Here is a 13,480-nt window from a genome sequence, read left to right on the forward strand (position 1 = left end):
AAATTAAAAATACAACAATTAATAATTAATATCAAAAACCAAATAAAATGATGAGCAACTCAGAATTTGGAAGTATTTCATTTGATTTACCAAAAAACCAATCAAATGTAATCAAAGTAATTGGTGTAGGTGGAGGCGGAAGTAATGCTGTAAACCACATGTTTAAACAAGGAATTAAAGGGGTGGATTTTATTGTTTGTAATACTGATTCTCAGGCATTACAAAACAGTTCTGTGCCAAATAAAATCCAGTTAGGAGTAGGCTTAACAGAAGGATTAGGAGCTGGTGCAAATCCAGATGTAGGACAACAATCGGCTATTGAAAGTATTGTCGATATCGAAAAATTATTGGATCGCAATACTAAGATGGTGTTCATAACTGCCGGAATGGGTGGGGGTACCGGTACAGGTGCTGCTCCAGTAATCGCGCAGTTGGCTAAAGAAAGAGAAATTCTTACTGTAGGTATTGTAACACTTCCGTTCTTATTTGAAGGTAAAGTTCGTCAAGAACAAGCTAAAATAGGAATCGAGAAACTACGCAAGCAGGTAGACTCTTTAATTGTTATCAACAACAATAAATTAAGAGAAGTTTATGGAAATCTAGGTTTCAAAGCTGGGTTTTCAAAAGCGGATGAAGTTTTGGCTACTGCGTCCAGAGGAATCGCAGAAGTAATAACACACCACTACACTCAAAATATCGATTTAAGAGATGCTAAGACCGTTTTGTCTAATAGCGGAACTGCAATAATGGGATCGGCTACTGCCGAGGGTGAAAACAGAGCTAAAGAGGCAATAATATCTGCTTTAGACTCTCCTTTACTAAATGATAATAAAATCACTGGTGCCAAAAACGTATTGTTGCTCATCGTTTCTGGTTCTAATGAAATCACTTTAGATGAAATAGGGGAAATTAACGACCATATTCAAAATGAAGCGGGTCACAATGCCAATATTATTATGGGTGTTGGTGAAGACGAAACATTGGGTGATGCCATTGCAGTTACTATTATTGCAACGGGTTTTGACATTGAACAACAAAACGGAATTGTAAATACAGAGCCAAAAAAAATAATTCATACACTAGAGGATGAGCAAAGAAGTGTTCATAACCTATCGCAAAATACAGTAGCGGCATTTGATTTAAATGCTGAGAAAACGGTTTCAGGTTCTGATGAAAGAATTGTTTTTGATTTAGTAGAAGACACTGTTACTCCACAATCGGTAGTTCCTGTTGCAGGAAACGAAGAATTGATGGCGATGTCTGAGTTTATTAAAAACTTAGATGTTACTTTCGAAATCGTTTCTCCTATTAAAGATATTGATTTCACTTTTACTTCTCCAAAAGTAGCAGAGGTAAAAGAGGTACAACAACCTAAAGCGATAGAAAGACAAGAACAAACTACTTTTTCTTTTGATTTACCAATACATAGACCGGAACCAGTACAAAAAGTGGAAGAGGATAAGCTATTGTTTGAATTGACTAACGAAACACGTGATATTAAGGTGAATCAGCCTGTTCAATTTGTGCCCGTGACTGAAGTAACAGATAAAGGAATTGTCAAATATTCTCTTGAAGAGTATATGGAGGTCGAGGATAATTTCGCGAGTTCTAAACCAGCTGCAAAAGTAGTGGAAGAAGTTATTCCTGCGGAGTTAAATATCACGATGAAAAAAGTGGATTCAGCAACGGAGGCTCCTTCAAGATTAGAGGAAATCTCTCCTATGGAAATGACAATTGAAGAAACTTTGAAGCTTAGAGCTGATGAGAGAAGAAAAAAACTAAAAGAATTCAATTATAAGTTTCATAATAACGTATCTAAAATTGATGAGTATGAAAGAGAGCCTGCCTATAAAAGATTAGGAATAGACATCTCAAATACACAGTCAAACAATACAAATTCGAGGATTTCAGTTGGGACTGATAGCAACAATGATTTACAGTTGCGCTCTAATAACTCTTTTTTACATGACAATGTAGATTAATAAACACGCAAACCAATATGATTTAACCCGAAAATTGAATTTAATTTTCGGGTTATTTTTTTTCATTGTCAGGAACAAAGCAATCTTTTTGTTAATTCCAGTAAATTTATTTAAATTTGCGGGGCCCTAATCCTGCTGTCGTTTCAAGCTTTTTCTCGAAAATGCTTTTTTCAAAGTCCTTAAAAGAGCTTCCTTTGGTCGCTTTTTAAGTTCAAGAAAAAATGCAGTTTCTCAAAAAAGGCTTTTCACTACCATCAGGGGCATATAGAAAGTGTTCAGTTTACAGTGTTCGTTTTTTTTAGTATGAAGGGAAATCTAAAATCATAAATCTAAAATCATAAATTAATATGAGTTTATCAATACAAATCATGGACGATATTAAAACTGCCATGAGAGCTAAGGATACAGTAGCTTTAGAAGCCTTAAGAGCGATTAAATCTGAAATTCTTTTAGCTCAGACCGCTTCAGGTTCAAAAGAGGAAATCACTGAAGCAGACGAAATTAAATTGCTTCAAAGGTTAGTGAAAACCCGTAAGGACAGCGCTAAAATTTTCACGGAGCAAAATCGTATGGATTTAGCGGAGCCAGAATTGGCACAAATCGCAGTAATCGAAAAATTCTTACCTGCACAATTAACAGAATCTGAAGTAGAAGTTGTGATTGCAAAAATCATCGCAGAAACGGGAGCTTCAGGAATTGCATCAATGGGTAAAGTGATGGGATTAGCCTCAGCACAACTTGGAGGAACAGCCGAAGGGAAAACGATCTCTGCAATAGTTAAGAAATTATTGGTTTAATAATAAAGTTGTTGATTAACGATTTTAAATCACAAATCTAAAATCGTTAATCAATAATCTAAAATTAGATGGCTGAGTAGTTCAACTGGATAGAATATCAGATTTCGACTCTGAGGGTTGCAGGTTCGAACCCTGTCTCGGCCACTACATCTATAGAAGCAACAAATGACAATATAAGTTTTGTTATTTTGTTGCTTTTTTTGTTTATAAATACAATAGTTTTGAAGGAACAACATAGCAAAGACAATAAAGATGATTAGTATATTTCAATTTTTTCTAATTATATTCCTCAGTATTATTATGGCTGTATTGGTTTTTGAACCTCTATATGTGCTAATTTTTAATAAACCGTTTTATATACATTGGTATCCATTTAGACGAAAACTTAGTTCTATACAACGAGATGTTCTAAGAAAGGAGTGCGCTTTTTATCAAAGGTTATCTGAAAAGAGGAAACTTTTTTTTGAGCATCGTATGGCTGCTTTTATTACAAAGTATCCATTTTTTGGCAAGGATGGTTTTGTTGTTACGGATCAGAGTAAAGTGCTGATTGCAGCCACTTATGTAATGATGACTTTTGGGATGCGACATTACCTGATTGCTGTTTTTGATAAGATAATCATTTATCCACAACATTATTTATCTACAATACGTGATGAGTATCATAAGGGAGAGTTTAATCCGCGACTTAAAGCATTAGTTTTCTCTTGGAAAGATTTTCAGGAAGGATATTATTATGATAGTGACAATCTTAATCTTGGTATACATGAGTTTAGCCATGCGCTGTATTTTCATGGTTTGAAGAGTAGGGATCAAAGTGCGGTTGTTTTTTCGAGTGCTTATGTCAAAATACAAGAGTATTTAGTTCAGCCCAATGTACTAGATAAACTGGTTTTGTCCAATTATTTCAGGATATATGCTTATACAAATAAGGTGGAGTTTTTGGCAGTAATTTTAGAGCATTTCTTTGAGACGCCACAAGTTTTTAAGGAAGAGTTTCCGGAGCTTTATTCTAATGTACGGGATATGATTAATTTTAATGAAAACGATTCAAAGTTATAAATTTAGCTTTTAAGACATGTTTAATAGTATTATTTACAAGTATGACACTCTCTTTTAATTTTTATAAAAAAACAAAAAAAATTTGCCACGAATTTCACAAATTGGCGCAAATTATAAAACTTAAAAGAAAACTAATTCCACTAATTTTGTCGGGCTATTAATTTATTAGAGTGAATTCTTGACTAAACAAAAACATTTTTAAAATAGTATGGGGCATTTTTATTAAAGCAAATGTCTTGATTTAAGAGTTAAGTTCGTTGTGCTCTGCTTTTTTAGTTGTAAATTTAAGTGTAATTATAAACTATGATGTCATGAAACAAAATGTACCAGTGTCGACTATTATGACTAAAAACATTATTAAGTTGAATCTTTCTGATGATTTAACGAAAGCCGAAGCCTTATTTAAAAAGCATAAAATTAGACATATTCCAGTAGTGAATAAAGACATAATAGTGGGAATGCTCAGTTATAGTGATTTGCTGCGAGTCTCGTATGCAGATGCTGCCGACGACGAGGCTAACAATGTCGAATCTGTTGTGTTCAATATGTTTGCGGTGAAACAGGTAATGGCCAAAGATATAATTGCGATTTCTCCAGAAACGACAATACATCAGGCTGCTGAAATCTTATCTAAAAATGAATTTCATGCTTTACCTGTATGTGAGAATGAGATACTAATGGGTATTGTTACTACAACAGATTTAATGAAATATTTATTAGATCAGTATAAAGAAGAAATATAAAAAGAAGTCCCGTGCTAAAGTTGTAGCACGGGACTTCTCTTCTTTTATAAAAGAAACATTTTTTAGATGGCTGTCAATTTTTTCAAATCGGCAATAGTTTCTGTAGGATTTGTAGCCTTAAATACATAGCTTCCTGCTACCAGAACATCTGCTCCGGCTTCTACGAGTTGCTTTGCATTTTTGTTAGTAACACCACCATCAACTTCAATTAATGTTGTAGCTCCTTTTCTAGTGATTAAAGCTTTTAGTTTTTGAACTTTTGCATAGGTGTTTTCAATAAAGGATTGTCCTCCAAATCCAGGATTCACACTCATGATGCAAACTAAGTCGATATCGTTGATAACGTCTTCTAATAAGTCAATATTAGTGTGAGGGTTGATTGCTACTCCGGCTTTCATTCCTTCCGCTTTGATGGCCTGTAACGTTCTATGAAGATGTGTACAAGCTTCATAGTGTACACTAAGAATGTTAGCGCCTAAATCGGCAAAAGTTTTGATGTAACGGTCTGGATCTACGATCATCAAATGTACATCAATCGTTTTCTTAGCGTGTTTGTTAATTGCTTCCAAAACTGGCATTCCGTAAGAAATGTTTGGAACAAAAACACCGTCCATGATGTCAATATGAAACCAGTCTGCTTCGCTATTGTTAATCATTTCGATGTCGCGTTGCAGATTTCCAAAATCGGCTGCCAATACTGATGGTGCAATAAGTGTGTTTTTCATTGTGTTGTTGTTTAATCTGAGTTTGTTTCAGATTCTTTAGCTGTAGTTTCTGCAAAATTAGGTTATTTAAAACAAATGCGAAAGTTTTTTTGCGTGGACAACTTCGGGGTGAAGCACGTTTAGTGCGTAAGGGATTGCAATGGAAATCCTTTTTTATTTATGGAGCGATAGCGTAAGCAATAAAAAAGATTGTAATGGAAAGCCCGACCCGAAGTTTTTACGAAGGGTTACGCCCAAATCAATTGCAATTACAAAATTCAATTGCAATAAAAAAAAAGAGGCAGTTTTCAATTCCCCTTTTTGGGGTAGGAGCTAATAATAAAAAACTCCGGAAACCCGAGAGCTTAGCTCGAACAGACCGAGAGTTTTTTTGATAAAAAATAAAACTCCGGTAATCAGCCGGAGTTTCAATCATCAATCAAAAAACGAACAGTCAATCAAACTGTTGTTCATTTTGAATTAAAATGTTTAATAGTTTAACCATTTTAATTGGGGAATATTTTTAACCTAGGTATGTTTTAAGTATTTTACTTCTAGAAGTATGTTTCAATCTACGGATCGCTTTTTCCTTGATTTGACGTACACGCTCACGAGTTAGGTCGAAAGTCTCTCCAATTTCTTCCAAAGTCATTGGGTGTTGGTCTCCAAGTCCAAAGTACAAACGAACTACATCGGCCTCTCTTGGAGTTAATGTTTCTAATGAACGCTCGATTTCGGTACGTAATGATTCGTGGATTAATTCTCTGTCTGGGTTTGGAGATTCACCTGAACGCAATACATCGTATAGGTTAGAATCTTCCCCTTCAACAAGAGGGGCATCCATTGATAAGTGACGACCAGAGTTTTTCATAGACTCTTTTACGTCATTTACGGTCATATCTAGTTCTTTTGCAATTTCCTCAGCAGATGGTGGACGCTCGTTAGATTGCTCTAATAAGGCATACATTTTGTTGATTTTATTGATAGAACCAATTTTATTTAAAGGCAAACGAACGATACGAGATTGTTCTGCCAAAGCTTGTAGTATCGATTGACGAATCCACCATACAGCGTAAGAGATGAATTTGAAACCACGTGTTTCATCAAAACGTTGAGCCGCTTTAATAAGACCTAGATTTCCTTCGTTAATTAAATCAGGAAGTGTTAATCCTTGATTTTGGTATTGTTTTGCTACCGAAACAACGAAACGTAAATTTGCTTTTGTTAATTTTTCAAGGGCTTTTTGATCCCCGGCTTTAATCTTTTGTGCTAATTCTACTTCTTCGTCAGCGGTAATAAGGTCAACTTTTCCAATTTCTTGTAAATATTTGTCTAATGAAGCAGTTTCACGATTGGTAACCTGCTTGGTGATTTTAAGTTGTCTCATGTTTTTGTGTCCTCAGTTTTTAAGTGTACAAGTAGTTATACGTATGAAGTTGCTAGAAAGTTACAAAAGGATGAAAATAAATTAAATTTTAAGAAAACAGGTTGCAGTAATTTGATTGAGTATGTTTTAAGTAGGAAAGTGATCTTAATATGTCTTTATATTTTTTTCTGCTCTTGATTGATTTGCTATGCTTGCGACACAAAAAAAACTTTCATATTACTCTTTCACCTCAATCACTTCTTGTAATGAGACAGGAATTCCTTTTTTAGAAAAACCTTCGAATTTTATTTCGAATAGACCCGAATCATCTGAAGTATAGAAGGAATTCATGTTTTGAATATTACTTAATTCTACTTCTGGATTCCAAAGCAATTGATTTCTAAAATCAGGAATTCTTTCGTTTTTAGTTAAAGTAGAGTAATCAACTCTATTATATTTTTTTTTAGGCTGCGGTCTTAATATGGTTGTTTTTACGATTGAGCTGCCGCTTTGTGAGCTTTTAAAATTATTGTTGAATGTGGTGAAGCTAACTAGTCCATTAAAAAATTCAGAACCTAAATAATATCTTCCAGCAATTATTTCAATTGTAGAAACATTATTCATTTTATAATCAAATAATTCTTTTTGATTTTCTAGATATAAACCATCTATCAATACTAATGCTCGGTCAGGTAGCTGTGGAAAAACATGTGGATCGTTTACGTGAAGATAAAGTTTATTGTCTTCTTGCTTAGAATATAATTCTGTAGTTACTTCTGTAATTGTTTCTTTTAAAGTATTGAATCTTGTGTATTGATCTAAAATATATGCTTTAGCAATTGGGTAATAAAAAGGGAAAGCAGTTTCTGTTTTTGTTATTTCATCTGTTTTTTTTGAATAATAAGCATTTTCAATTTGACTATTAATGGACCTATTAATTAAATTCTCTTTAATTGATGAGGATAAATTATAGTTCGTAGCAATCGATAATTTTGAGTAGTCTGGTTTACTATCCTCATCTAAATAAATGTTATAGTTGTTTGAATCGTCCTCAATTAGTTGGATTGTAATTTCGGAGCTGTAATTTTCTTTATTAAAATTGAATTGAAAATTCCCATTGGCATCAGTTCTCACAATTTTAAAAATAAAATTACTACCAGGTAATGAAAAAGCAATCAATTTATTTACGATCTTATCAGTATTATTTTTTGCTGTTATTTTCCCAGATATAATCTCTCCTCGCAGTTCTGGAATTTGTATTTTATTTTTTGTATTTTGCAAATTAAGCAAACTCTCGTTATGTAGTGTACTAAACTCCATTGCTGAAATTTGTTTTATGCTTGGTAAATTCTCGACTTTTCTAACTGATAGCGAATAGCTGCCTTCTTGAAAGTCTTTATCCAATGATTCAATTTTTAAATCCACAAATTCTCTATTTTTAAATGCTCTTTTGTTAAGACGCAGTTTTATATTTTTATCTGAAAGATTATTTTCTCTAATTGCATTTTTATATTTGGACGTATAACTTTTATTATTGTCGATGGTATCAATTTCTGATTTTTCCTGCTTTTTGTATGGGTTAATGATTGTTATGTCTATTTGAAAATATGTTGAAGAAGGTTTATTCAACATCCAATGAGTATAACCAATAAGCTTGTAATTTCCAGTTTTTAGAGTAGTTGGAATGAAATAATCACCCTGACCTGTAGCTGCGTTTAACGTAATCTTGTTCTTGAAAATTGTCTTTTTAGTATTGTCTATAAGTTCCACATAAGCTACTTTGCTTATACTACTTCCTGTGTTGTCTGAAGATTTTAAACAATATATTTTATACAATAAAGTTTCTCCCGAAACAAATGTTGTTGAATTAGCATGAATAAAGACTGTTTCATCTAATGATACAATTTGTTGAGCTGTACTAATTAATGTTGTAGTAATAAATACAAGCAGCACTGTTATATGTCTTAATTTGTCCAAAATGAAGGTATTTTATTTGATGAAATTGATGTGCAATCGCCACATTCTACAGGAACGGTAGAATAGAAGGAGTTGTTAATATTGGATAGATATGATACTGTATTTGCATTGATTTTATTAATTAAGTTTTTTCCCTGACAGGGATCTGGAATACTAGTATAAAAACAAAATTTATACTCTTCTTCTTTACAATCTGAAATGTAAGGAGGGAGAGCTTCATTGGGAAATAGATCTGAATAATTAAAAAATATTCTTTTTGAAGACACTGATGATACCTCAAAAAAACCAATAGCTTTCTGACTGGAATTAGTAATGCAATTTATATTACCGTTTATCAAGCCAGGTTGTTTTGGCGTTAGAATACTTGATGAGCTTGATATTTCTTTTAATGTTTTTCGAAAAGTATATGATTGTATATTTTGAATATATTGCTTTACTAATATACTATATCGATTACTAATAATATGATTTTGGTCACTTATGAAACGAACTTGATAGTTGATTCTGTCCTCCAATAAGTTTGATGTTGTTGTTAAAATAATATCATTAGATTTTTTTGTGGTATAGCAAGTTCTTGTATTATTTGAATTAGGTTCTAATGCTACAGATTCGGGTCCAGTAACTATAAGTTTAAGGGGGCTCCATTTTGGAGCAATAATTTTGTAGGTTTCTTCATATTCATATCTATAATATTTTGAGGTGTTAGAAGGATCATAACTATTTACCATTATTTGAACCCCTCTACCTTCATTATTATCTACTACTACTGACGGGATAATACTTTCAATTTCAATTTCATTTGTCAACGATTCGTTTGAAGATCGATATATATTACCATCTATTGTTTTTATTTCTAAAGTATAGATTCGGTTAGGAATAGCTTTAAATTCAGATTGAGATATGTATAACTCTGATTTTTCTTCAAATGGAAATTCATTTCCCATGTTGTCTTTAATTAAGACCGTTGCTCCTGTTTCAGTTTTAATAGATTCATCCTCAAAGCGAGCTGTTTTTGAAATTTTTATTTCCTGTTTTTTTAATTCATTCGTTAAAGTTGCTTCTATAACAATTGCTTCTTCGTATGTGTTGGTCGATAGAGGGTATGATTCTGCGCAACCAGTGATAAGTGAAGCTAAAAAGAACAGCACTAATAGTTTTTTATTTTTATGTGTTTTCATTTTTTATAAAATCAGTATAATTGTTAAAATTTAAAATTATAAGTAATACTTGGGATAGGTATTGAAAAAATTGATGTTTTATATCCATTGACTTCTCCATTTTTATTAGTAACGAAATAAATAGAATAGGGATTGTTACGCCCTAAAACATTATAGATGGATATATTCCAGAAGCTATGTGCTAATTTGTTTTTTTTATGATTTCCTTCAATGTTAATTCCTATATCTAAGCGGATATAATCTGGAATTCGGTATTGATTTCTGTCACTATACAATGTGTATTCTGAGTTTCCATATTGGAAAGTACCAATAGGGTAGGTTATAGGTCTTCCTGTTTGATATAAGAAGTTGGTTGATAAGCTATAACGTTTTGTAAACTTATAGTTCAATACAGCACTTAAGTCGTGTGGTTTGTCAAAATTTGTAGGGAAAAATTTTCCGTTGTTAACTTTTTCAGAATCAAATTTACTATCTAGTTTAATAAAAGTTCTTGAGTATGAATAACCAAACCATCCATTTAAGCGTCCTTCTAGTTTTTTTAGTAATATTTCAACTCCATATGCTTTCCCTTTCCCTTGTAGTAATTCTGTCTCTACATTTTGGTTTAGTGATAGCTGGGCTCCAACTTTATAATCAAGGATATTTTCTGATTTCTTATAATATCCTTCTAAACTAATTTCGTATTCATTATCGTAAAGGGTTTTATAAAGTCCTACGGAAAATTGCTGAGCATTTTGTGGAGTAACATTAGTATCTGATAGTTTCCAAGTATCCGTTGGTGACTGAGTTCCATTTCTAGATAAAAGATGAAAATATTGTCTAGTAAAGTCGTATCCTGCTTTAATTGAAAACCCTTCGGTAAAAATATACCTTGCAGCTAAACGGGGTTCAAATCCTCCATACGTCTTCATTATTTCATTATTACTATAATGTTGATTTCTGATTACCGTTTCAGTGTTGCGTGGTAAACCTTCTTGATAGATATTAATATTAGCTTCACCTAAAGAAGTATAAAAGGAATATCTTAATCCTAAATCAATTAATAATTTTTCGCTTAATTTGTAATTATCTGTAAAATAAATAGCAGATTCTAGCGCTTTTTCTTTCTCTATATCTGTAGCAATTAAAGTTGCATTCGGATTTTTAGGGTGTTGGTAACCTGGATAAATATTATATAATTTGCTCGAAATTCCGTATGAAAAATTATGTTTCTTACTTAATAAATAATTGAATTTTAGCTGTAATTGTGATTCGGTCAGTTTGTAGCCAAAATCAAAGTCATTAATGTCATTTGCGTTGTAATCAATATTGAATTTGTATTCACTGTTTGTTAAAATTATCGTCGCTTTGTTTTTTGCATTGAATGTGTGATTCCATTTTACTGATCCAAGTCTGTTACTATATTTGTATATCGAATCAGAGCTCAGGCTAAAACGATCTTTGCTATAGTATAAAGTTGCTTCCAAATTATTGTTTTCATTAATGGTATTGTTATATTTAATAATACCATCATAGAAACCTGCTTGACTATTTTTTAAGTCTTCATCATCTAAAGTTTTTAAAATCCAATCTGAATACGTCGCTCTTGCTCCAACAAGAATACTAGATTTATTTTTTTGAATTGGTAGTCCGAAACTTAGGTTCGATGTTATAGGACCTACAGCTCCTTCTCCGGAAAAGTTATCAGGATTACCATTTTTTGTAGTGATGTCAAAAACAGAGGAAAGTCTTCCTCCAAAATCAGCAGGGATGCTTCCTTTGTAAATATCTGCTTTCTTAGCAGTATAAGGATTTATAGCAGAGAAAAAACCTAGAAAATGCTGTGGGTTGTAAAGAACTGCATTGTCTAAAAGAATTAAATTTTGATCCTCCTTGCCTCCCCTAACATTAAAGCCAGCAGATCCTTCACCTGTTGTTTTAATTCCTGGAAAAGTAGTAGCCACCTTTAAAATGTCTCTTTCTCCAAGAATTAAAGGTATATTCTTAATAGCTTCAATGTCTATTGATACTAATCCTGAAACAACAGTCTCAGTTACTCTTTCTCCCTTCTTTTTAATTACAACTTCATCTAACTGATTTAAGTTATCATTTATTTTAATATCCAATTTTCCGTCATCATATATCATTAACGTTTTAATAATTTCTTTATGATTCAAAGATTTTATTTCAACAACATTAATACCTCCAGGGAGTTGCAAACTATAGTATCCATCTGTGTCACTTGAGGTACTTATGTTTTTATTTCGTATTTTTAAATAAATACTAACCTCCGGCTTTCCGGTTTCCTCATTAGTTAAATAACCAGAAACAGAGAAAATCTTTTTTGTAGTATTCTTGTTTTCTTTACCTATGAATACCAATGTATTTTTTTTTGCCAATCCAGAATTGTTTAACGAATCATATTGCTGATAGAAGATGGGCTTTTCTTTATTTTGATTTAGTTCCTGATCTGCGCTAATTAAACTTGAATAGTCAAAATAGCCCGTAGGTAAATCATTGTAAACGATACTATTGAGTGTAAGAATAATTTTGTGGTTAATTATGATGAAATTCAAATTTGTATTGTTAAGAATATTACTTAACAGTTCTTTAATTTCTACGTTGCTAAAATTTCCTGTAATCAAATTTTTATTTGAGTCAATCCAAGCTGGATCAAAATAAAATTTATAAGACGTTGTTTTTTCTATAGTGTTTATTGCAGTTATCAGATTATTATCTTTAAACTCAATTGATAATTTATCATCAGAATTTTGAGCAAATGATAAATGAGTTGAAATTAATAAAACAAATAAGGAAAGTATAATTTTTTTCATTAGGCTCATTTAGTTTGAAGGGAAGGGGAGTTACTAATCGATTTGATCAAATTTTCCATAAATTGATTTAAATTGGATTTTTTAATTTCTCTGTTCATTAAGTAAAACTCATTAATCTGTTTTTTTTGTTCTGGAAATAATTTGACAATATCCTTTTTGCTTTCTATTTTAGATATATTGTTTTGGTATTTTATAAAAAATAAATTATTGTCATTAAAATTATAGTAAACTCCATTCTCAGATATTTTTTTTCGCATTTCTTTATGGTGCTTTATGTAAAAGACAAAGTCAGGCGTGATTTGAGTTTCCTCATAATAACCAGTTAGCGCTTCAGTTTGCAGATTGTCTTTTTTATCAAATTTAACAAAATGTTTCCCTTTAATAGTAAATGATGCTACTTTGTTGGAATTAAGATTAATCCCAATTGTTTTATTTAACCCAGAAGGATTTATTATTAAGTTATCATTATATAGATCATATTTCAAGTATACATCATAATAGGTTTGATCCTCATAATTCAACACCCCCAATTCATACCCGTCATTATTATAGTACATGCCTTCGTTGCCAATTGTTTTATAGGGGTTGCTATTAAGCGTTCCATTGTTAATGTCTAAATTTTCTTTACCAGTTACTTTGTCAAACCAATTGTAAATAAGGATATCGTTTTTAGTTTGACTGTGTGAATGAACTGCATTTAGAAGGAATGCAAAGGAAAAAAGGTAGAAGACTTTTTTTTGATTTTTTTTCAAAAGAAATATAGATTTAGTGGTTTTATCTGCGTTATCTGCGTTCAAATGTAAATATAATTATAATATCTTTGTAATATAATTCGGTTTAATTTTGTATTTCGGACAA

10 protein-coding genes and 1 tRNA gene are annotated in these 13,480 nt (G+C 31.8%); 5 read left to right on the forward strand and 6 right to left on the reverse strand.

The window, feature by feature from the left end:
• Positions 1 to 47: 47 nt before the first annotated feature.
• The 5 genes from ftsZ (at position 48) to AC4PRO_RS11735 (ending at position 4,584) form a co-directional block, all read left to right on the forward strand.
• Positions 48 to 1,982, forward strand: a complete 1,935-nt coding sequence (gene ftsZ / locus AC4PRO_RS11715; protein ID WP_492117470.1) for a cell division protein FtsZ — start codon at positions 48 to 50, stop codon at positions 1,980 to 1,982.
• A gap of 347 nt (positions 1,983 to 2,329) precedes the next feature.
• On the forward strand, positions 2,330 to 2,779 hold the full coding sequence (locus AC4PRO_RS11720; protein ID WP_074721528.1) for a GatB/YqeY domain-containing protein: 450 nt from the start codon (positions 2,330 to 2,332) through the stop codon (positions 2,777 to 2,779).
• Between the two features lie 70 nt (positions 2,780 to 2,849).
• Positions 2,850 to 2,923: transfer RNA gene (locus AC4PRO_RS11725), tRNA-Arg, on the forward strand.
• Positions 2,924 to 3,079: 156 nt separating this feature from the next.
• Positions 3,080 to 3,841, forward strand: coding sequence for a zinc-dependent peptidase (locus AC4PRO_RS11730; protein WP_492117497.1), 762 nt, complete (start codon positions 3,080 to 3,082; stop codon positions 3,839 to 3,841).
• A 311-nt stretch (positions 3,842 to 4,152) separates the two neighbouring features.
• Complete coding sequence (locus AC4PRO_RS11735; RefSeq protein ID WP_074721524.1) at positions 4,153 to 4,584, forward strand: CBS domain-containing protein; 432 nt, start codon at positions 4,153 to 4,155, stop codon at positions 4,582 to 4,584.
• Between the two features lie 62 nt (positions 4,585 to 4,646).
• Here AC4PRO_RS11735 and rpe read toward each other — a convergent pair whose 3' ends face one another.
• The 6 genes from rpe to AC4PRO_RS11765 all read right to left on the reverse strand — a co-directional run bounded on the left by rpe (position 4,647) and on the right by AC4PRO_RS11765 (position 13,374).
• Positions 4,647 to 5,309, reverse strand: coding sequence for a ribulose-phosphate 3-epimerase (rpe, locus tag AC4PRO_RS11740; RefSeq protein WP_074721522.1), 663 nt, complete (start codon positions 5,307 to 5,309; stop codon positions 4,647 to 4,649).
• Positions 5,310 to 5,811: 502 nt separating this feature from the next.
• On the reverse strand, positions 5,812 to 6,675 hold the full coding sequence (locus tag AC4PRO_RS11745) for a sigma-70 family RNA polymerase sigma factor (protein WP_007137700.1): 864 nt from the start codon (positions 6,673 to 6,675) through the stop codon (positions 5,812 to 5,814).
• Between the two features lie 216 nt (positions 6,676 to 6,891).
• Positions 6,892 to 8,631, reverse strand: coding sequence for a hypothetical protein (locus AC4PRO_RS11750; protein ID WP_492117471.1), 1,740 nt, complete (start codon positions 8,629 to 8,631; stop codon positions 6,892 to 6,894).
• Positions 8,619 to 9,809: a DUF4249 domain-containing protein gene (locus tag AC4PRO_RS11755; RefSeq protein WP_492117472.1), complete on the reverse strand. Its 1,191-nt coding sequence runs from the start codon at positions 9,807 to 9,809 to the stop codon at positions 8,619 to 8,621. The genes AC4PRO_RS11750 and AC4PRO_RS11755 overlap by 13 nt, the downstream gene beginning before the upstream one ends.
• Before the next feature lie 23 nt (positions 9,810 to 9,832).
• Positions 9,833 to 12,622, reverse strand: coding sequence for a TonB-dependent receptor (locus AC4PRO_RS11760; RefSeq protein WP_492117473.1), 2,790 nt, complete (start codon positions 12,620 to 12,622; stop codon positions 9,833 to 9,835).
• A 5-nt stretch (positions 12,623 to 12,627) separates the two neighbouring features.
• Entirely contained in the window at positions 12,628 to 13,374 is a 747-nt protein-coding gene (locus AC4PRO_RS11765; RefSeq protein WP_492117474.1) for a hypothetical protein, read from the reverse strand.
• Positions 13,375 to 13,480: the final 106 nt, after the last annotated feature.

The sequence above is a fragment of the Flavobacterium sp. DW-iso2 genome, from assembly GCF_058725285.1.